Genomic DNA, 21860 nt, shown 5'->3' with positions numbered 1-21860 from the left:
TTAAAAATTGTATCGTTTTCACACCATTAAAGTATATACTCTAGCCTTGTGAGCGGATGAATCGTTGCTACTTTTTAGTTGGATAAACAATGCCTGTTTCAATTGCGTTTTTTGTTGTTGTTTTAGTTTGGTCTACTACACCGTTGGGGATTGTTTGGAGCAGTGAATCCATTTCACCCACCTTGTCTTTATTAATGAGAATGTCAATTGCGGCAACGGTTGGCTTACTATTAATGTATTCGCTAAATATTAAACTTAATACTTCACGAAGAGCCTTCAAAGTATACTGTTTTTCTAGTATCAGTTTATCGGTTGGTATGCTGTTTTGTTATTTTGCTGCCCAATATATATCGTCGGGTCTTATGGCGCTGAGCTTTGGATTGACACCAATATTGTCTGGTCTATTAGCACAACGTTGGTTGTCCGAAACTAAGTTTACTAAAACAAAAAAAATGTCGTTATTTATTGCGCTCACTGGCCTAGCAATAGTGTGTAGCGAGAATATGGTGATTAACGACGGAGCTATTTATGGGTTTACTTTCATTTTTGTTGGTGTGGTGTTATTTAGTTTAAGTAGCGTTTTGGTTAAAGGCGTAAAAATAGATCTTCATCCATTATCAACAACAGTCGGCTCGTTAATAGTTTCTCTGCCCGTATATCTATTAGCCTGGTTGTTACTCGATGGCGAAGTTAATTATGAACAGTGGCAGCCACGAGCAGTGTGGTCAGTTATTTATATGGGAATCTTTGCATCGTTACTTGGTTTCTTAGCGTATTTTTACATATTACAAAAGTTGGAAACGAGTACTGTTGCATTAGTAACCATGTTGACGCCAGTTGTTTCTATGACTTTGGGCATACTTCTTAATAACGAACGTTTTTCTATGACTTTACTAGTCGGTGGCGTTTTAATAATGATTGGACTAGGTGTTTTTCAGTTTGGTAACCGTTTTTTTGCAAAATATAATCGAACAAAAAATAGTAATCTCGGCGTTTAGTTTGATCCAAGTTATGTTTTTCTGCTTTATCTTTTGATTACGGACTAAAATCACATATAATTCGCGGCATAAATTACGAGGTTGGAATTATAATGTTATCTATTGTTGATTTTAAAGCTGATAATGCAGCTCAAGAGTTTGTTAAGTCTCTTCACGAAACCGGTTTTGGTGTTTTAAAAAACCATCCACTACAAAAAGATTTATTGCAGTCTATTTATGACAATTGGGCTGGATACTTCGCTTCAGAAAATAAACAAGACTTTCACTTTAATGTAGATACTCAAGACGGTTTTTTCCCAGATACAGTGAGTGAAACAGCCAAGGGTCACGATAAAAAAGACATTAAAGAATACTACCATTATTACCCTTGGGGCCAATGTCCAGAGGAACTTCGTGAGCAAATTCATGCATATTATGAACAAGCAAACGCATTGGCATCGACGTTATTAGACTGGGTGGAAAAACATTCTCCAGCAGATGTCGCAGCGAATTATAAAACGGCACTTTCTTCAATGATTAAAGATAGTGAACAAACGTTACTTCGAATTCTTCATTATCCACCTATTACTGGTGAAGAAGAAGCTGGTGCTATTCGTGCTGCCGCTCACGGTGACATCAACTTATTAACCGTGCTACCAGCTGCCAACCAAGGTGGGTTGCAAGTACAGAAGAAAGATGGCTCTTGGTTTGATGTACCTGGTGACTTTGGTTGTTTAGTGGTGAACATTGGTGACATGTTACAAGAAGCGTCAGGTGGTTATTTCCCATCTACTATTCACCGTGTAATAAACCCTGAAGGGGCGGATCGCAGTAAGTCGCGCATTTCTTTACCACTATTTTTACACCCACGTCCTGATGTAGTTTTATCTGACCGTTATACCGCGGGTGAATACTTAGATGAACGTTTAAGAGAGCTAGGCGTTAAATAAGGCGTTACCTGTCCAACAGTAATCAGCAAGGTTATTTGAGACGGCGCATAACACATAAAAAAAGCGGAGTTTTTAAACTCCGCTTTTTAGTATCAAAATATTAAAGCAAATTACAGCAAATAATTAATTTACCAGCCACACTGGCGATTAACGTTTTGCTTGTCTAACCAAGTTTTAAGCGGTGCAAAGTAGTCGATAACTGCGGTAGCATCCATTTCTTTAGAACCTGTCATTGCCTCTAACGCTTCTTGCCACGGTTTGCTCATACCCATTTCCAACATAGCGTTTAGCTTTTTACCTACGTCTTTGTTGTTATAAATAGAGCAGCGGTGCAGAGGACCTGTTTCACCTGCAATGTTACATAGTTCACGATGGAACTGGAATTGCAGAATATGAGCTAGGAAATAGCGAGAGTAAGGCGTGTTTGCCGGAATGTGATATTTTGAGCCAGCATCAAAATCTGCTTCTGTTCGTAAAACTGGGGCTTTTACGCCTTGATATTCTTCACGTAATTTCCACCAACCTTCGTTATATTGATCAGCTGACAATTCACCGCTAAATACCTGCCAGCGCCATTTATCAACCATTAGACCAAATGGCAGAAATGCAACCTTGTCCATCGCCATACGCATAAGAAATGGCAAATCTCCTGATGCATCTGGCTCAGCGTCAATAAGGCCAATTTCTTTTAAGTATTTGGGTGTGATAGATAGCGCTACAGTGTCACCAATTGCTTCGTGGAATCCATCGTTTGCACTGCCTCGATAAAGTAAAGGCTGTGTTTGGTTATAAGCACGCTGGTAAAAATTGTGACCAAGTTCATGATGTATAACGTTAAACTCTTCGCCGGTTTGTTGAATACACATTTTGATACGGTAGTCTGTTTCAGTTACGTCCCAAGCACTTGCGTGACAAACTGAATCGTGGTCAATTGGCTTATCAAATTGCGATCGCGTCCAGAACGTTTCCGGAAGGGGATCAAAACCGAGTGAAGTAAAAAAGCCTTCGGCTTGTTCAACCATTTTGATTGAGTCGTAATCATTAGCTATTAACTTTTCGGTAACATCGATTCCGCTACCACCTGACGGTGCAACAAGATCATATATATTGCCCCAAGTTTGGGCCCACATATTACCTAACAAATGTGCTGGAATTTCGCCTTGTGCAGGCGCAACTTCATCACCATACTTTTCGTTTAGCTTTGCTCTTACATGACAATGTAATGAGTCATACAGAGGCTTTACTTGACCCCAAACACGATCCATTTCAGCTGCAAATGCGTCTGGTTCCATGTCATACTTTGAACGCCACATTGCACCAACATCACTAAAGCCAAGATCTTTGGCCCCTTGGTTTGCGATTTCAACCAAGCGCGTATACTTTTCTTTCATGCTCGGAGATACTTTTCGCCAATCAACCCAAGCGTTTAATAAGGCGTCTGGATCGTCAGAGGTTGCTAGTGTATTTGACAATTCTATCAAATCAAATTTTGTACCTTCTGGAGTCTGACCAGAACCGTAAATCGCAGATAATTTACTTTCGATTTGTGCAAGTTCAGAAGCTAACTCAGGAGACTCCGCTGGAGCTGGTAGGGTAAGGCCTAAGCGAAGAAGGTTTAGTTTACGCTCTGTATCAAAATCCAATTTGAGGTCTTTGAATTTGGCTGCGCCATTTGCTAGTTCTATACCAAGAAGTTTAATTTCTTCATTAGCTTTAGAGGCGATAAATTGTGTATCTTCGGTGATATAGGTTTGTGCAACCCACTCGGCTTTAGCTGCATATTCATAAAGTTCAGCTAACCTTTTCTCAGCGTCGACAACATAAGCTTTAGCATCGTTAACCGTAAGAGTTTGTACTTGAGGTGTTTGTTGCGAATCCTTATTGACTGACTCATTACCACAGCCGACTAAAGCCATTGATACCGCGCTTGCCACTAATAAGCTTGCAGAAATACGTTTGTTTTTCATATTTGATCCTGGTTCTTTTTTATTATTTGATCACTATGTCCAAGGTTAGATTAACCAAGCACAGACGATTGCGCAATATTAGAATGTACGTGGTGTTCTAAATGGATAGCAGATAACATTTCATCTGTTTTTTTGATAGTACGGATGGCTCTAAAAAAGGACTCTGCCTGTGGGTAGGTCATTTTAAGATAAACCATCCATTGCTTGACTCGGTTTGAATAATAAAGGCCTTTGTCACCCTCAATTTCATGTTTTGAATAGCTAATTAGCAAAGACAGCACATCTACCCAATGTAACGGTTCTTGGTCACCTTTAATCCAAGCTGCTAGATTCGGTAGGGCGAGTGCACCACGTCCAATCATAAGGTTGGTGCACCCTGAACGTTGCTGACAAAGGCTCGCTTGTTCTGGGTTCCAAATTTCACCATTTGCAATCAATGGCGTGTCTACATGTTGGCTAATACCTTTTATTTGTTCCCAATAAGCCGGTGGTTTGTAGCCGTCACTTTTAGTTCTTGCGTGAATAGCGATCTCAGAAACTCCGCCCTCACTTAAGGCCTGCGCATTTTCAATGGCTAAAGATGAATCATCAAAACCGAGTCTCATTTTGGCAGTAACTGGTAAATTCGAATCAACGGCCGCTCTTACAGCTTTTGCAATTTGGTAAAGCGTATCAGGCTCTTTTAATAAAATGGCGCCACCACGACTTTTATTGACAGCTTTAGCCGGGCATCCAAAATTTAAGTCTATCCCAGGGCTTCCTAACCGTGTCGCGACAACGGCATTTTCGGCTAACCACTGTGGGTCCTGTCCGAGAAGCTGAATCCGTACTGGCGTGCCAGAAGGTGTTTTACAGCCGTTATATAATTCGGGGCAGTAGCGATAAAACACACGATCAGGTAACTTTTGATCAACAATGCGGATAAATTCGGTAACACACAAATCAATACCACCGAAACTCGTGAGCATTTGGCGCATTAAATGGTCTATAACACCTTCCATCGGCGCTAATGTAATTTGTGGTTTGATCATCGTTATAGTCTTAATGTTTTAGGGGCGCGTATTATAATGACTTTGTGCAAGGGTGACCAGTTTATCACTTATATATCGGGCCCTGATTTATAAAAGCTACTGATGTTTTACCTTAAAATTCATGATAAATTCACCAAAATTAATATGTATACAAGGAATCAATATGGAATATGTTCACACTATGGTTCGGGTAAAAGACTTAAATGAGTCGATGGCGTTTTATTGTGATTTATTGGGACTACAGGAAGTACACCGACAAGATAATGAACAGGGGCGCTTTACATTAGTATTTTTAGCGGCACCAGATCAATTAGCTGAAGCTGTCGAAACAAAAAAGCCAACCATTGAGTTGACCTATAATTGGGATCCTGAGGAATATACTGGCGGCCGAAATTTTGGACATTTGGCATTTAGAGTTAACGATATTTACGAATTATGTCAAAAGCTGCAGGATGGCGGCGTTGTAATTAATCGACCGCCGAGATGTGGACATATGGCATTTGTAAAATCTCCAGATGGGATCAGCATTGAATTAATACAAAAAAATGGGTCACTTGAGCCTAAGGAACCATGGGCGTCAATGCCTAATACAGGTAGTTGGTAAATCTTTTGTAAATACAGAACGCTGACAACGGGACCATTTATAGTTGCTGACTATCTAAATGTTCACATTGCCAACAAAACTCAAAGCTCGCATGGTTGGTTTCGCCACAGTGCGAGCAATCCCAGTCAGGTTTGTCGCTGTTGATATCGGTTTCAGTCGCGCGGCATGCCGCTGTCGCTTCAGCTACATCATTATCATTTAACACCCAAATTTGAGGCCATGCTTCAGTAAACGGTAACTCACCAATAGCTCCGGATATATATTCATTTTTAATCAAATGCTTAATGTCCAGTCGCTTTAATGTTTCGATAAAGGGTTGTAATTCTAAAGTATTGCTACACTGATAAACTTTCTTCATTCACCCACCTGATTCAATATGTTGTTTTATACTATGACTTACTCTTCGATAATATGCCAAGTTAACTAAAAACAATTAATGCGATATGTACGAATAGTCTTTATAATAGCGCCTCGTTTTAAAGAGAGAGAGTAATATGCAACTGTTTGTTAATGACTTAACCGTGATAGATTTTTCATACCTGTGCACTCAAAGAGGCATGGTAGGTGAGAGTTGGATCGTTGATTTGACGTTACACGGTGAACTTGATGAACAAAACATGGTTTTAGACTTTGCTAAAGTCAAAAAACAAGTTAAGCGTATTATCGACGACACAGTTGATCATAAACTTGTTATTCCTACAGAGTTTGATGGTATTGCTGTTACCCACATAGAAAATAAAGATTATATTCGAGTTGATTTTGAGTCGACAAAGGGTGAAGTAATTTCAATTTCTAGTCCTGCGGATGCCTATTGTTTTATTGACGCTGAGCGTATAGAAATGCCTGACGTTATTACACATTTGGCCTCGGTGATTAAGCCGCAGCTTCCTGATAACGTTAAAAAAGTTGAGCTGTCATTGCGAGCTGAGGACATATCTGGATTTTATTATCATTATACTCACGGCCTTAAAAAGCATGACGGTAATTGTCAACGTATTGCTCACGGACATAGATCAAAAATACAAATCTTTGAAAACGGCATGAAATCGCCAAGACTAGAAAAAGAACTTTCTTTATTGTGGCAGGATATTTACGTCGCTACATTAGAAGATGAAGTTACAGCAGAACAACTAGAATTTATATCAAAACGAGATAACCAAGTTGCTTTTAAGTATGAGTCATCACAGGGGCATTTTGAGTTGGCGATGGATAAATCATCAGTATATACCATGCCAGTTGATACAACTGTTGAATTAATTGCACAATATCTAGCAGATAAATTAAAGACAGAAAACCCTGATAATAGTTACAAAGTAGTGGCTTATGAGGGTGTTGCCAAAGGTGCGATTGCCTTTTCATAAGATTACTAAATGGTGCTATGACGGAGCAGAGCATATGAAAATACTATTTATCTTAATTTTTATCACTGCCTTTTCATTAAAAGCAGAGTTGCTGAACACGCATCTCAGCGGTACCTTTTCTCAGGGTGGTTTGGTATACGGCCAGGCCACTTCGCCACTAAGTAACGTTACGATAGATGGCGTTAAAATTCCAATTCATCCAAACGGAACCTTATTCGTTTTTGGCTTTGGAGTAGATGCGAAAGCTGAATCAGAGTTAATCGTGGTTTATAAAAACGGCGACGTTGAAACCAAGACATTGTTAGTATCCCAAAGAGAATACAAAATTGATCGAGTAGATGGTGTTGCTTCAAAATACGTCTCACCACCGGCTTCTGTGCTAGAAAGAATAAAAAACGACTCGGCATTAGTGAAAGCAGCGCGCGAAAAAATGTCTTTTAGAACCGACTTTTTAGAACCAACTATAAGGCCCGCAGAAGGAAGAATTAGTGGCGTTTATGGTTCTAGACGGGTATTCAATGGTGTTCCGAAACGTCCCCACTTTGGTTTGGACATAGCCGCCGTAACTGGAACTAAAGTTGTAGCTCCTTGGTCTGGGAAGGTGGTACTTGCCGAGCCTGACTTATATTATTCAGGTGGCACCTTGATTATTGATCACGGCTTAGGCGTTACTTCTACTTACATTCATTTAAGTAAATTAACGGTGAAAACTGGAGATACTATTAATCAAGGTGAAAAAATTGCCGAAATTGGTGCGACGGGCAGGGTAACTGGCCCTCATTTAGACTGGCGACTAAATTGGTTTAATCGCCGCCTTGACCCACAATTTTTATTAGAAAATTAAATTTCACCGACTTAAACATCAAGCCCTCGTTTTTAAAGCTTGTTGGTTAAGTAGCAATGAAAGATTAACTCAGCCATGCTCGTACTTTTTCGCGGTCTACGATAGAAAAACCCGCAACAAAGTCTGCGCTCGTTCTCATCTCTATGTCGGCGTGTAAGAGTCTATCCTTTCTAAAATAATGGATCTTATTTCCTTTATCTATTGCAGCATTTTTCACTAAAGCCTCAATACTCTCGGTATTAATTTTTAGACTATTAAACGCAACGAGAACATCACCAGTTGCTATGCCCGCCAATTGGGCTGGAGAGTTTTCCATTACCTGTTTTACTACAATTTCACCATTTATCTTAGCCAAAGTAGCGCCAATCCAGTAATTAGGAGCTGTAGCTTTAGTTTGTTTATCGCCATCTACATTTGTCGATTTTGTTTCATTAAACCATTGGCCAGATTTATTTTGGCTCTGGTAACTCAATTTTAAACCAACACTGTTAAACACATCTTTTAAATCAATCTTTTCTTTATTGTAAAGCATACTTAGGAACTGTTGATAGTGGGCTTCAGACATAAATGTATGAAATAGACTTTCCAAATCCTGTTGACTGGTCCCTAAATTAGTCACGCCAAATTTATTCCAGGCCGTAGCCATAACTTGCTTTAAACACTGTTCATTATTTGATTGCTGTCGAATTGCTAAATCAGCAAAACAGGCCATAGCTGCACCTTTTAAATAGTAGCTAACAATCTGGTCGGGCGCCGTATCGTCTTGTTGATAGAACTTTGTCCACGTTAACAAGCTACTCTCAGTAACCGACTGACGTAACTGTCCTTCTCCACGCTCAATTCTTGTTAGTGTTTTTGCCAATCCATTTAAGTATGTTTCTATTGATATCGTGTTTGTCGCAACCAAGCTTAGGTCATCAAAATAAGAGGTCATACCCTCATAAAACCATAACTGCGTGGTATACACTTCCTGATCTAATTGGTAAGGAATGAATTCCTTTGGCTTTAGTCGTTTAACGTTCCAAGTGTGCAAATATTCATGACTACACAAGCTTAAAAAAGTTTGATAACCATCACTTATTTCTTGTTCTGAACTGGCAATATCAAATCGGCTAGCGACCAAAGCCGTCGAGTTTAGGTGTTCTAAACCACCAAAACCGTTATCTGTGATCATCGTCAGAAATAAATATTGCTCGACATCATCGGGAAGCCCATCAAACATGTCTGCTTGATATTGACATATGGGAGTTAGGTCACGAGCAACGCGCTGTAAATCACCAAAGTGTTGACCGACTGTAATGACATAATGAGGAATGTCATTAATCGTAAATTTGGCGATGTCTAATTCGCCAAATAAGATAGGGTAGTCAGTAAATGCTAAATAGTTGTCTGCACGATAATCGCCCCAACTAAAGTCGTCTGTCTGATTTGCCTTGTCTAATCCTGTTGCTGGCGTCCAGTTCTTTGTTGAAGGGTTTTGTTGTTTACTAAGAGTTACATTGCATTTAAGTTGTTCAAGGCCCTTTACTGTAAAGCAACTACTGGCTGGATTGATAAAACCATATTCCTGATCTAAATATGCTTTTCGTACGCTTAAATCAAATGCATAGTATTTGTATTCAACTGTAACGGGACGTTGATTATGAGTTAGTTTTAAGGTGTTTTTGGAAACGAAGTTAATATCTAAAGAACCGTTTTCATCAAAAGCTTTAACATCAAGAACATGTTTTGCAAAGTCCCGAATCATATAACTGCCAGGAATCCAATTTGGCATATATAACTCGTCAAATTTTGGCGTTGAAGGGTTATAGTTTATTTTTATAGAGAATAAGTGCGTTACTGGGTTTTCGATAGAAATAATATAATTCACGGCAGACATAACAAAATTCACCCATAGTGACTAAAAAATTAACAGTTAATACAGAATACTTAAGTATTCTTAATAGTAAGTGTCATATTCGGTTTATAATAGAGCTAAACCCTTCAAGCTAAAAGTGATCATATGGAATATTCAGAAAAAGTCCAAGCCAGAATTAATTATGCAACTACCTACACAACCAAAACCGTTTTTCCAGGTCGTACAAATCATCACAACACCTTATTTGGTGGAGAAGCCTTAGCCTGGATGGATGAAGTAGCGTTTATTTGTGCGACACGATTTTGTCGTAAACCTCTTGTTACTATTTCCTCTGATCGAGTTGATTTCAAAGAGCCGATTCCAGCTGGTTCAATAGTTGAACTAGTGGCAAGTATTGCGCAATTAGGTAGAACAAGTTTGGTGGTGGAAGTAAACATATTTATTGAAGGCATGTATCAAGATGATAAGCATAAAGCTATCTCTGGCTCGTTTAAATTTGTTGCATTAGATGATGACCGTAAACCAACACCAGTTTTGGCTGACATTGATATGTAAAAATTGTTGCTTGTGCTTGTTTTTCCATGGGCTTAGCGTTTATATTGCTAACAAATAATAATAAAAACGATATATAACATATGAAAAATTTGCAGCAGTGGCTTTCGGAATATGGTGAAAGTCATCAAAACCGAACGAATAAAGTAATTCATTACATTTGTGTTCCCGCCATATTTATGACGGTAATTGGCCTGTTGTGGAGTGTGCCGTTTCCGGCAGTTAACTTACCAAATTATGTTAATTGGGCTACGTTATTTTTAGTGCCGGCACTTATATTTTACTTTCGCCTTTCTTTAATAGTAGGTTTTGGTATGACAGCCAGTTCTATTGTTATGGTTCTATTTGTGGCTTGGTGGGAAAGTAACATATCCATGTCTGTGTTAGTTATGTCAGTCACCGTTTTTGTAATAGCTTGGGTTTTACAATTTATAGGTCATAAAATTGAAGGTAAAAAACCATCGTTCTTTAAAGACGTTCAATTTTTATTAATTGGCCCCGCATGGATTTTTTGTCACCTTTTTGGTCTTGGCAAAGAACAAAACTAACCTACCGCAATGCGACAAATGACCCTGTTCGCGGGTCTATTTGCCGTATTTAACACAACCTTCTCCTTATAATGTAGTTACAACAGCTTTACGCTGAGGGGTGGAATTAATTTGAATTTTCAAACATTAATAGATGACAGAAAAAAGTTTTTCTGGATTTTACACATAGTAGGCTGGTGTAGTTTTGCATTAGTTCATTACATAGGATCATTTGTTGATAATTTTAGAGACAGCTATGTTTTTATTATTATTTCCGATGCTTATATAGGAGCAATGCTAACTTTCCCATTGCGTTACTTGTACCAAAAAGTGTGGGACATGAAACCGACGAAGCTTGTATTAACGATTTTAAGTGCGTCGTTTGTCGTAGGTATAACTTGGGGCGTTATTAAAAGGTTTAGCTTTTTTGAATTTTATAAATTTGGCTCGCATCCAGATGACTGGACCATATACTTTCAAAATACCTTAGGTAGTTTTTATATTGTCCTTTGTTGGAGTGGTTTATATTTTGGTATCAAGTATTACCAAATGCTACAAAAAGAGAGACAAAAAGTACTTACCGCAGCGAATATGGCAAACCAAGCACAACTAAAGATGTTGCGATATCAATTAAACCCACACTTTTTATTTAATACATTAAACGCCATTTCCACTCTAATAATGTGTGAAGAAAACAATACTGCGAATAGAATGGTAAGTAAATTGAGTGAGTTTTTGCGCCACTCTTTGCATACTGACCCCATTAAAAAAGTGCCTTTGCGCCAAGAAATAAAAGCGTTATCGTTGTACTTAGAAATTGAAAAAATCCGATTTGAAGATAGATTAGCGGTTGAATGGACGGTATCGGAAGACGCAGAACAAGCGCTAGTGCCAAGCCTGCTATTGCAACCTTTGATAGAGAATTCTATTAAATATGCAATTGCAGCGTGTGATGAGGGTGGGATTATTTCCGTTAGTGCAAAAACCTTCGGCCATGACTTACTTTTAGAGGTAAAGGATAATGGACCGGGACTTGATAATGGTCATTATAATAATGGTCAGCAAGGCGTAGGTGTGGGTATTAAAAATATAAAAGAGCGTTTACAAAACTTATACGATGATCATTCTTTTGTATTATCATCGGTTGAACCTAATGGCTTAAAAGTTAATATTCGAATTCCATTAGAATTTGAATCTGAGTAGGACTGTTAAATGTTAAAAGCAATAAAAACAATAATAGTGGATGACGAGCCTTTAGCTCGTAAAGGCTTACAAATTCGACTCAGTAAATTTGAGCGTGTAGACATAATAGAACAGTGCAAAAATGGTCATCAGGCAATTGAAAAAATTATTGAACTAAAACCTGATTTGGTCTTTCTAGATATCCAAATGCCGGGTATGACCGGATTTGATGTATTAAATAGGCTACAACAAGAGCTAACAGAATTGCCAAAGATCGTATTTGTAACTGCCTATGACCAATACGCATTAAAAGCCTTCGAAGTGCATGCCATCGACTATCTATTGAAGCCGGTTGACGAAGACCGTTTAAAAGATTGCATGCAAAAAGTAGAAAACAGCTTTTCTTCTTCTCACAGTTCAGAACAGCAAATGCAACTGGTTAATTTTATGGCCCAACTCACGGGCTCTAATTCCGACGAGATACTGGACAGTTTAGCGAAAGGAGAGCCGTTGGCTGTCCAGGAGTACCGTGATTATATTTCAGTAAAAGACGTTGGCGAAACAACTCGATTGTCAGTCCATGATGTGCTTTGGGTTGATGCAGCTGGTGATTACATGTGTGTTCATTGCGCAGATGGCCAGACGCATATTTTACGAAAAACAATGAAACAACTTGAGCAAGAATTAAATCCTAAACTGTTTGTAAGAGTGCACCGTTCAGTGCTAGTTAATAACAACGCAGTGAAGAAAGTCTTAACGTTAAGCAATGGTGAATATGTAATTCAACTCAACAATGAGCACGAAATTAGAGTAAGTAGAAGTTACCGAGACAAGGTAAGAGCGCTATTTTTATAGAGGCTTGCTGAAAAAACACCCAAAAAGTCAAAATAGCCTAACTTTATTAGTGACAACGCCTTTAAATTTACAGTGATTAGGGGTAACTTAGCAGGCTATATTTTTAACAATAAAAAATCTGTGGGATAACTTTGGACAAAAAAGAATTCTATCGTGAGATAATCATGCAATCTAAAGCATTGTGTGAAGGCGAGCCGAATCTTATTGCTAACCTTTCTAATATAAGTGCCATTCTTTTTGAAAGATTAGATGACGTAAATTGGGCAGGTTTTTACTTAATGGGCAAAAGCGTTAACGGTGAAAGCGACGAGCTTATCCTGGGCCCGTTTCAGGGGCGTGCAGCATGTGTGCGAATTCCTGTCGGTAGAGGTGTTTGTGGTACAGCAGTAGCTGAAAACAAAACGCAATTAGTATTTGATGTTCATGAGTTCGAAGGTCACATAGCGTGTGACGCCGCCAGTAACTCTGAGGTAGTAGTGCCTATAGTAGTTAACGGTTCGGTAGTCGCAGTGTTAGACATTGACAGTCCATCAGTGGGCCGTTTTGATCAAGAAGACGCAACTGGCATGGAAAAGCTAGTTGAAATGATCCAAACTATTTGGCCATAAATTATAATGAAAGAGTTTATAGACGTTCGAGATTTTCTAGTCGGCATCGAAATCGTAGGTGATTGGGATGGCGAGGAAGAAGAAGTTGTAGAACGAATAAATGAAATGATTTATCAAGCGTATGGCATGCTACCAGATCACGCCACACCCTTGATGGCGGAAAAATTATTTGACGAGTTTTGGGAAGCTGTCGCTGGACAAGACTTTGTTATAGAAAATGAATTAGATGAATTAGAAAGTTGGTTAACCAGCTTTGTAGTTCAGAAATTAGATGAAATAGAGAACGATTAATGCAATCTCAACAGAAAACAGACCTTAAAACAGTTATCGAATTTTTAGCAACTAAATTCCCTGAAAGCTTTAGCATCAAAGGTGCAGCTAAACCATTAAAAATCGGTATTTTTAATGACATAGCTTCAGAATTAAGTGAAGAAGATCCAGTCTCAAAAACACAAGTTCGTCACGCTTTACGTCGATACACTAACAGCTGGAGATACCTAGAAGCTGTTGAAAAAGGTGGAATGCGAGTGGACTTAGCTGGTCAAGATGTTGAGGCTCTAACGCCTGAACATGTAGAGCATGCAAAAGCTCAACTTGCCGAAAGTAAAGCCAAGTTTGATGAAAAACGTAAAGCGCAAGCAAAAAAAGATGCACCAAAACGTCCCGCTAAAGCCGTAAAAAACCCACCTAAACGTAAAGCGAAGCCAGTAGAAAAGGCCGCAGATAAAGAGTCGCAACCAGTTAAAGAATTGGTAAGCAATGAAGACTTTAGTGAAGGTACTGCTGTTTTAGTTAAGTTAGGAATGAAACCAATGGCTGCGACAATTGTCGAAGCTTCTAAAGGAGAGGTTTCAGTTCAGTTATCTTCAGGTATGGTTATGAAGGTATCAAAGGATAGTATTTTTAAAGCATAGGAGCGTATATGCAGACAGTTAAGAACGTATTAGCAAGCTCGATTATCGCATCTTTATCACTTTTTAGCGTGGCACACGCGGAAAGCAATGTAGAAGATTTTGTTGTTCCAGATTTGGTTCAAGAGGCCCAACATAAAGTGGCTTCGAAAAGAATCACTGCCTGGTTCTCTCGTTCGCATTATAAAAAAGTTCAACTTGATGATGAACTGTCTGCAAAAATTTACGATAGGTATCTGAGAAACTTAGACTATAACAAGAGTCTATTTCTCGCCTCTGATATTGAAAAATTTAGTCAATACGCCACAAAATTTGATGACGGAATCAGTACAGGTTCTTTAGATTTCGCTTTTGATCTGTTTGAAGAGTCAATCAAACGTCGAGTTGACCGCTACCGACAAGCAATTCAGTGGCTTGAAAAGCCGATGGATTTTACAAAAAAAGACGTTTTTTATTTTGATCGGGAAGATCAGCCGTGGGCGACAACAGAAGCTGAGCTTGATGAGTTTTGGGCTAAGAAACTTAAGTATGATGCATTAAATCTTAAACTTGCTGGCAAGGATGTTGACGGTATAAAAGAGACATTAAAGAAACGTTATGTCAATGCTGTTCGACGCCTAACGCAGTCGCAAAATGAAGACGCGTTTCAGTTGGTAATGAATTCATTTGCACGAAGTATTGAAGCTCACACTTCTTATCTTTCGCCTCGTCGTGCAGACAGATTTAAAGTGGAAATGAATCTAGAGCTAGAGGGTATTGGTGCTGTTTTGCAGCCTGTAGATGAGTTTACTGTTATTCGTAGTCTAGTTCCAGGCGGTCCAGCAGATCAAACCAATCAACTAAAACCTGAAGATAAAATTATTGCGGTTGCGCAAGGCAGCGAAGATTTTGTTGATGTTATTGGTTGGCGCTTGGATGATGTTGTTGAGCTTATAAAAGGCAAGAAGGGCACTGAAGTCAAGTTACAGGTTGTCAGAGGTGATAATGCTGCAGGTAACTCTAAAGAAGTTGCCATTATTCGTGACAAAGTTCGTTTAGAAGATCGCGCTGCATCTTCAGAAATGTTTGAATCTAAAACAGGTGAGTTAGGCACTAAAGTCGGCGTAATTACTATTCCTAGTTTTTATAACAACCTATCGGAAGATGTAAAAGCTGAAGTTAAAAAGCTTAAAGATAAAAATGTCGAAGGCATTATCGTTGATCTTCGCGGAAATGGTGGGGGTTCACTAACAGAAGCGTCACTATTGACCGGCTTGTTTATAGATAAAGGACCCGTTGTTCAAATCAGAAACAGTATTGGCAATATTAGCCAACGCGGTGATTATGATGGTGTTAGTTACTATGACGGCCCATTAACTGTATTAGTAGATCGTTATAGTGCATCTGCATCTGAGATTTTCGCGGCAGCACTTCAAGATTACGGACGAGCGTTAATTGTTGGTGAGCAAACGTTTGGTAAAGGTACAGTGCAAGAGCACCGTGGAATTGGAAGGGCTTTTGACCGCTTTGATAACAAGCTTGGTTCTATTCAGTTTACCATAGCGAAATTTTATCGAATTGACGGTGGCAGTACTCAAAACAAGGGTGTAGTACCTGACATTATATTCCCATCTGCAATTGATGCAGCTGATTGGGGTGAAAGCCAGGAAGAAAATGCTTTACCTTGGGATAATATCCGTCCGGCCAAATATAAAACGTCTGCGCTCGTTTCGAGCCAGGTTGAAGTACTTAATAAACGTCACATTGCGCGTATACAAAACGAGCCTGAGTTTGAATATTTGTTTAAAGATATTAAAGAATACAAAGCAAACAAAGATAAGAACTACATTTCGCTAAATGAAGCGGAACGAATAGCAGAACGTGAAAAAAATAAATCAGAGCGATTAATGCGTATAAATGAACGATTAAAACGTTTTGGTTTAGATGCAGTTGAATCAGTAGACGCAGATCTACCAAAACAGGTAGAAGAGCTTGACCCTTTCCTTGAAGAGTCTGCACGCATTATTTCAGATTTAATATCCTCTGGTCAGTTCGCTAAAGTGACGAAGTAGCCAGTCAAGGTGATGAAAAGCAGCCGTTGGCTGCTTTTTTAGTAAAAGATACAAAACAATAATAATAATATTTAAAACTTTAAGGGGGACACATGTCAACAAATGTTGATCATGGTCAATGGTCTAGCAGACTAGCATTTATATTAGCCGCAACGGGTTCTGCGGTAGGTTTAGGTAATGTTTGGAAGTTTCCATACATCATGGGTGAAAATGGTGGCGGTGCCTTCGTTATCGTTTATCTAGTTTGTATATTTGCTATCGGTATTCCAGTTATGATGGCGGAAGTCTTGATTGGACGTCGAGGCAGACAAAGCCCAGGTAATTCAGTACGAGCGCTCGCGTTAGAGGCTAAAGCTAGTACAAAGTGGAGCCTTGTTGGCTGGGTTGGCTTAATTGCAGGTTTTTTAATTCTGTCTTTTTATGCCGTTATTGCCGGTTGGGCGGTCTCTTATATTTTTGAGTCAGCAGCAGGTAATTTTGTTGGCGCATCCCCAGATAAAATTCAAACTATATTTAACGATCTGCAAAATGACTCAAGCACATTAATACTATGGACAACGATAGTATTAGCCGTAACAGGCCTAATTGTAGGTAAAGGTCTTAAAAACGGCCTAGAAAAAGCAGTTACTTATGCAATGCCAACAATGTTCGTATTGCTACTGATCATCGCAGGTTACGCAGCAATTAACGGCGACTTTGCACAAACTATCCGTTTCATGTTTTATCCGGACTTTTCTAAATTGACTTTCTCTGGTGTATTAATTGCGCTAGGTCATGCATTTTTTACTTTAAGTTTAGCGTCTGGTGCAATGATGATATACGGAGCATATTTGCCGCAGAAAACGAGCATAGCTCAATCTGTAGTGGCTATTGCAATAGCTGATACGGTTATCGCGCTTATTGCTGGTATGGCAATTTATCCAATTGTATTTGGTAATGGTTTAGAGGCAACTGCAGGTCCAGGACTTGTGTTTGTAAGCCTACCAATTGCGTTTGGACAAATGTGGGGCGGCATTGTGTTTGGAACCATCTTTTTTGTCATGCTTGGCTTTGCAGCATTCACATCGGCCATTGCTATGGTTGAATCTGCGGTAGCGTGGTTAGTGGAACGTTTGTCGTTTACGCGTGGTAAAGCCGCGTTAACAGCAGTCGTAAGTCTTTGGTTTGTAAGTATGCTAACGGTGTTTTCTTTTACCGGAGCGGAATGGGCAAAGTTAGACTTTGTGTTTGTAGGTAAACATGTTTCAAACTACTTTGAATTAATCGATCATTTAACAGCGGATGTTCTACTTCCTCTTGGTGGTTTAGCAACGGCTATTTTTGTGGCTTGGGTAATGCAAAAAGAAGCAGTTGCACAAGAACTTAACGTATCTGAAAAAGTATTTAGCGTCTGGTACGTTACATTGCGTTGGTTTACTCCAATCGCAGTTTTGTTCGTTTTTCTAAACCTAATAGGATTAGTGAGCTTTAGCTCTTAATCGAAGTATATTTTTTAGAGGATTTTCAATTGAAATCAACAAACCAACCTTCATTTTTTGATGCAATGATACCGCTACTGTTTCTTGTATTATTGCTCGCTGCCTCGGTAGCGTTGTACGGTGCAGATAGCTCATATGGACCTAATCAAATAGTCCTTTTGTTGGCAACTGGTGTAGCTTGTTTAATCGGGATTAAGAACGGTTATAAGTGGCAGCAACTAGAAGAAGCAATGATTCATGGCATATCTGTGTCGATGGGAGCAATATTTATTCTTTTAGCTGTAGGTTCGCTAATTGGTACGTGGTTATTAGCAGGAACGGTTCCAACCCTTATATATTATGGTTTGCAAATCCTTAATCCTGATTGGTTTTATGCCGCTGCGTGTTTGCTAAGTGCGATTGTTGCAATGAGTATTGGTAGTTCTTGGACAACCGCTGCTACGGTTGGTGTTGCGCTTATGGGCATAGCGACAGGCATTGGAATGTCACCAGCTATTGCTGCTGGAGCCGTGGTATCGGGTGCGTATTTTGGTGACAAAGTTAGTCCACTATCTGAAACAACTAACTTAGCACCGGCTGTTGCTGGTAGCGATTTGTTCGACCATATACGTCACATGTTATGGACAACAGTACCATCGTTCGTTATTGCGCTTATACTATTCACGATCCTTGGTTTTACTGAAGAAGCTAGCGCTGAAAGTGTATCTATAGGTAATGTTCAAGAGATTATTAGTAACACTTATGACGTTTCATTAATTCACCTACTGCCGCTCGTTGTTTTAGTTGTAATGGCGATAAAAAAAGTACCAGCGTTCCCAGCTATTTTTATAGGTGCATTGATAGGTGCAGTTTGGGGTTATGTATTCCAGCCAGACTTGCTTGCGAAAGTTGCCGGTGGTGATGATTTTATTCAAAAAATTGCGGTCGTTTGGAAGGCAATGTTTGATGGCTTCAGTATCGTTACTGGTGATGACAACATGGACAAGCTATTAAGCGGTGGCGGCATGTCATCAATGCTGAATACAACCTGGCTTATTATGACTGCGCTTATGTTTGGGGCGGTTATGGAAAAGCTTGGTCTACTCGCTGTTTTTGTTCGTAGTATTTTATCAGCAGCCAAGTCATCAGGATCGTTAATTACAGCGACTATCGGAACTGCGTTTGGAATAAATGTAGTTACAGCTGACCAATATATGTCATTAGTAATGACAGGTCGCATGTACCGAGAGGAATACGAGCGCAGAGGATTAGCAAACGTAAATCTTTCTAGGGCTCTAGAAGACGGTGGAACGATTACTAGTCCTCTAATTCCTTGGAATACATGTGGTGCTTATATGGCAGGGGTACTTTTAGTTAGCCCGCTAGAATATTGGCAGTTCGCTTTCTTCAACTTAATTAACCCGATGTTGGCTATTTTATTTGCTTACTTAGGTATCAAAGTTCTTAAGAAGCAAGAGCAATAATTAATAAGACGGACCAATCATAATGGTCCGTCTTCAGTTTTACGGTTCATGTTTTAAGGTTTATTTATGACTGACACTAACGTTCACAATCCTCAAGCGAAATATCGAAAAGATTATCAAGCCCCACATTACTTAATTAAACAAACCAATTTACATATTGACCTACACGATCACCAAACTGTAGTTACTGCAGAATTGCACATACATAAAAGTCATGAACATGACTTACCGTTGATATTAGATTCAGAAGTAGAGAAGGTTTTGTCGATATCTGTCAATGGTGAAGTGTTGCAAACTTCCGACTTTGAGCAAAGTGCCGGGAGTTTAACTATAAAAAGTTTACCCGATGCGTTTATATTAATAACGAAGTCAGTAGTAGACCCTGCTAATAATTCAGCGTTAGAGGGTTTATACAAATCTGAGGGCGTATTTTGCACACAATGTGAAGCCGAGGGCTTTAGAAAAATTACACCGTATCTTGACCGTCCAGATATACTATCTGTGTTCACCGTCGAAGTGTGTGCTGATCAAAGTTACCAACATATATTGGCTAACGGCAATTTAATCGCTAAGTCGGTGGATACCAAAACCGGAAGATTAACCGCGACTTGGCATGATCCATTTCCAAAACCTAGTTACTTATTTGCCTTGGTTGCTGGCAGCTTTGACCTATTAGAAGATAAATTTGTTACTCGCTCGGGCAAAGAGATTGCACTGGAGCTTTATGTAGATAAAGGTAATTTGCACTTAGCGCATCATGCTATGGCATCTTTGATAAAATCAATGGACTGGGATGAGAAAGTTTATGATCTGGAGTACGATTTAGATACATACATGATTGTAGCTGTTGACTTTTTTAATATGGGAGCGATGGAAAACAAAGGGCTTAATATTTTTAATAGCAAATACGTTTTAGCCGACGAATCTACAGCAACGGATGTAGATTACCATGGTATAGAGTCAGTTATCGCTCATGAGTATTTCCATAATTGGACTGGAAATCGAATTACCTGTAGAGATTGGTTTCAACTAAGCCTTAAAGAAGGCCTCACAGTGTTCAGGGACCAACAATTTAGTGCTGACATGGGCAGTGAAGTAATCGAACGAATTAGTCACGCAAATATAATGCGTACAATGCAATTTGCTGAAGACGCTGGGCCGATGTCACATCCAATTAGGCCAGATAAAGTTATCGAAATGAATAACTTCTACACAGTTACTGTTTATGACAAGGGTGCAGAAGTCATTCGCATGTTACACACTTTGTTATCGGCAAGTGGCTTTAAAAATGGCATGGACCTGTATTTTAAACGCCATGATGGCCAAGCCGTAACGTGTGATGATTTTGTTAATGCGATGGCTGATGCAAACAGCACTGATTTATCACAGTTTCAAAATTGGTATAGTCAAAGTGGAACACCGCTTGTTTCAGTCAAAGAAACTAAGCATGATAATAGCCTTACATTAGAATTAAGTCAGACAGTTTTTGGGCGAGAGTCTTCATTTAAACCCTTTGTTATTCCAATCAAATTTGAAATCCTATCGGCACAAACAGGTAAATCACTCAAACGTGGCCAATTTATACTCGATGAGTTACAACAAACTTTTAGCTTTGATATAGGTGAAGAAGTAGACATCGTACTTTTTGAAAACTTCTCAGCGCCGGTAAAAGTAAATAGAGATGTTCCGTTAGAACAAATGGTTAGAATTATTAACAATGCTAGTGATGGATTCTGTCGATGGGATATGTTGCAAAGCTTATGGCAGAAAGCAGCAATTTCAGATGATAACTCAGTAGTTAAGGAAAGATTAATTCGAGTTATTAGCGACATCATTGACGATACTAATTTAGATGCTGCTTTAAAAGCCGAAATGATAAAAATACCAAGCTTTGAGTCGCTAGCGGAAGGCTTCGACGTTATCGCTGTTGATAACATCCTGCATTTACGGACAGAAATAGCAAAGCAACTTGCTACTTCAAAGTCTGGCGTACTAACAAGTGAAATAGATAAATTAGGTGCCATAGCCAATGGTTATGAAAAACAAGCGGTTGCTAATCGTAGCTATAAAAGTGCATTGCTTAAACTTGTTGCTTACGCGAACACAAATGACATATTGGCGACAATTAGGAAAGAGTATAAAGCTGCTAATAATATGACAGAAAAAATGGCTTGTTTAGTAGCAGCTTCAATAGCTGATATCGATTTGTGTAAAGAGATTACTGAAAATTTATATCAACAATTTACTGGGCAAGTTTTAGTGTTTGATAAGCTCTCTCAAATCGTTGCTACAACAGAAAACGATGCTGTTTATCAGGCCATGTCAGATTGGTCAACTAAGGCAGAGTTTAATAGAGCCAACCCTAACCGAATCCGTTCACTTTATGGTTCATTCGTTATGAGAAACCCTGCGATGTTTCATTCAGTTGATGGCAAGGGCTACGCATTCTTGAAAGATTTGTTAATCGAAATTGACAGTTCCAATGCTCAACTAGCCGCTAGGCTTGTTGATCCATTATTAGCCTACAAACGCTACGATACAACACGAGCTTCACTAATGAAGCAATGTTTAGTTGATTTATCCAAAATAAAACTATCCAATGACTTATATGAAAAAGTTAATAGCGCATTAGGTTAGGTTC

General features: G+C 39.1%; 20 protein-coding genes. 16 read left to right on the top strand and 4 right to left on the bottom strand.

Annotated features, from left to right (window positions below):
- Positions 1 to 89 precede the first annotated feature (89 nt).
- Positions 90 to 998, top strand: coding sequence for a DMT family transporter (locus tag ACZ1GV_RS06945; RefSeq protein WP_472675841.1), 909 nt, complete (start codon positions 90 to 92; stop codon positions 996 to 998).
- An 89-nt stretch (positions 999 to 1087) separates the two neighbouring features.
- Entirely contained in the window at positions 1088 to 1927 is an 840-nt protein-coding gene (locus tag ACZ1GV_RS06940; protein ID WP_472675875.1) for an isopenicillin N synthase family dioxygenase, read from the top strand.
- 128 nt (positions 1928 to 2055) lie between these two features.
- Here the strand turns inward: ACZ1GV_RS06940 and ACZ1GV_RS06935 are convergent, their stop codons facing one another.
- Complete coding sequence (locus ACZ1GV_RS06935; protein WP_472675840.1) at positions 2056 to 3894, bottom strand: M2 family metallopeptidase; 1839 nt, start codon at positions 3892 to 3894, stop codon at positions 2056 to 2058.
- A 50-nt stretch (positions 3895 to 3944) separates the two neighbouring features.
- Positions 3945 to 4925 carry a tRNA-dihydrouridine synthase gene (locus tag ACZ1GV_RS06930; protein ID WP_472675839.1) on the bottom strand — a complete coding sequence of 327 codons (981 nt, stop codon included), beginning with the start codon at positions 4923 to 4925 and terminating at the stop codon, positions 3945 to 3947.
- Between the two features lie 163 nt (positions 4926 to 5088).
- On the opposite strand from ACZ1GV_RS06930, the gene ACZ1GV_RS06925 reads away from it, so the two are divergent.
- Positions 5089 to 5529: a VOC family protein gene (locus ACZ1GV_RS06925; protein ID WP_472675838.1), complete on the top strand. Its 441-nt coding sequence runs from the start codon at positions 5089 to 5091 to the stop codon at positions 5527 to 5529.
- A gap of 37 nt (positions 5530 to 5566) precedes the next feature.
- Here the strand turns inward: ACZ1GV_RS06925 and ACZ1GV_RS06920 are convergent, their stop codons facing one another.
- On the bottom strand, positions 5567 to 5887 hold the full coding sequence (locus ACZ1GV_RS06920; RefSeq protein ID WP_472675837.1) for a putative signal transducing protein: 321 nt from the start codon (positions 5885 to 5887) through the stop codon (positions 5567 to 5569).
- A 136-nt stretch (positions 5888 to 6023) separates the two neighbouring features.
- Here ACZ1GV_RS06920 and ACZ1GV_RS06915 point away from each other — a divergent pair, with 136 nt between their 5' ends.
- Positions 6024 to 6890, top strand: coding sequence for a 6-pyruvoyl trahydropterin synthase family protein (locus ACZ1GV_RS06915; RefSeq protein ID WP_472675836.1), 867 nt, complete (start codon positions 6024 to 6026; stop codon positions 6888 to 6890).
- A 34-nt stretch (positions 6891 to 6924) separates the two neighbouring features.
- Complete coding sequence (locus tag ACZ1GV_RS06910; RefSeq protein ID WP_472675835.1) at positions 6925 to 7734, top strand: M23 family metallopeptidase; 810 nt, start codon at positions 6925 to 6927, stop codon at positions 7732 to 7734.
- A 64-nt stretch (positions 7735 to 7798) separates the two neighbouring features.
- Here the strand turns inward: ACZ1GV_RS06910 and ACZ1GV_RS06905 are convergent, their stop codons facing one another.
- Positions 7799 to 9613, bottom strand: a complete 1815-nt coding sequence (locus ACZ1GV_RS06905; RefSeq protein ID WP_472675834.1) for a M61 family metallopeptidase — start codon at positions 9611 to 9613, stop codon at positions 7799 to 7801.
- Between the two features lie 123 nt (positions 9614 to 9736).
- Between ACZ1GV_RS06905 and ACZ1GV_RS06900 the strand changes: the two genes are divergently transcribed.
- The 11 genes from ACZ1GV_RS06900 (at position 9737) to pepN (ending at position 21856) form a co-directional block, all read left to right on the top strand.
- Positions 9737 to 10147, top strand: coding sequence for an acyl-CoA thioesterase (locus ACZ1GV_RS06900; RefSeq protein WP_210559366.1), 411 nt, complete (start codon positions 9737 to 9739; stop codon positions 10145 to 10147).
- An 80-nt stretch (positions 10148 to 10227) separates the two neighbouring features.
- The gene (locus ACZ1GV_RS06895) at positions 10228 to 10692 is read left to right on the top strand and encodes an Mpo1 family 2-hydroxy fatty acid dioxygenase (protein ID WP_472675833.1); all 465 of its coding nucleotides are present in this window, start codon (positions 10228 to 10230) and stop codon (positions 10690 to 10692) included.
- Between the two features lie 111 nt (positions 10693 to 10803).
- The gene (locus ACZ1GV_RS06890; RefSeq protein WP_472675832.1) at positions 10804 to 11874 is read left to right on the top strand and encodes a sensor histidine kinase; all 1071 of its coding nucleotides are present in this window, start codon (positions 10804 to 10806) and stop codon (positions 11872 to 11874) included.
- 9 nt (positions 11875 to 11883) lie between these two features.
- Positions 11884 to 12708, top strand: a complete 825-nt coding sequence (locus ACZ1GV_RS06885; protein ID WP_472675831.1) for a LytR/AlgR family response regulator transcription factor — start codon at positions 11884 to 11886, stop codon at positions 12706 to 12708.
- Positions 12709 to 12839: 131 nt separating this feature from the next.
- A complete protein-coding gene (locus ACZ1GV_RS06880; protein ID WP_472675830.1) occupies positions 12840 to 13316 on the top strand; it encodes a GAF domain-containing protein in 477 nt (158 codons plus the stop codon).
- A 6-nt stretch (positions 13317 to 13322) separates the two neighbouring features.
- The gene (locus tag ACZ1GV_RS06875; RefSeq protein ID WP_210559371.1) at positions 13323 to 13607 is read left to right on the top strand and encodes a VIT1/CCC1 transporter family protein; all 285 of its coding nucleotides are present in this window, start codon (positions 13323 to 13325) and stop codon (positions 13605 to 13607) included.
- Positions 13607 to 14230 carry an RNA chaperone ProQ gene (proQ, locus tag ACZ1GV_RS06870; protein WP_472675828.1) on the top strand — a complete coding sequence of 208 codons (624 nt, stop codon included), beginning with the start codon at positions 13607 to 13609 and terminating at the stop codon, positions 14228 to 14230. The genes ACZ1GV_RS06875 and proQ overlap by 1 nt, the downstream gene beginning before the upstream one ends.
- Before the next feature lie 8 nt (positions 14231 to 14238).
- Positions 14239 to 16278: a carboxy terminal-processing peptidase gene (prc, locus tag ACZ1GV_RS06865; RefSeq protein WP_472675827.1), complete on the top strand. Its 2040-nt coding sequence runs from the start codon at positions 14239 to 14241 to the stop codon at positions 16276 to 16278.
- A gap of 92 nt (positions 16279 to 16370) precedes the next feature.
- Entirely contained in the window at positions 16371 to 17756 is a 1386-nt protein-coding gene (locus ACZ1GV_RS06860) for a sodium-dependent transporter (protein WP_472675826.1), read from the top strand.
- 29 nt (positions 17757 to 17785) lie between these two features.
- Complete coding sequence (gene nhaC, locus ACZ1GV_RS06855) at positions 17786 to 19219, top strand: Na+/H+ antiporter NhaC (protein ID WP_472675825.1); 1434 nt, start codon at positions 17786 to 17788, stop codon at positions 19217 to 19219.
- 66 nt (positions 19220 to 19285) lie between these two features.
- Positions 19286 to 21856 carry an aminopeptidase N gene (gene pepN / locus ACZ1GV_RS06850; protein WP_472675824.1) on the top strand — a complete coding sequence of 857 codons (2571 nt, stop codon included), beginning with the start codon at positions 19286 to 19288 and terminating at the stop codon, positions 21854 to 21856.
- Positions 21857 to 21860: the final 4 nt, after the last annotated feature.

This window comes from Psychrosphaera sp. HA2-10 (genome assembly GCF_055693745.1).
The sequence above is the reverse complement of the archived record's forward strand: the minus strand, read 5'-3'. Positions and strand labels throughout refer to the sequence as shown.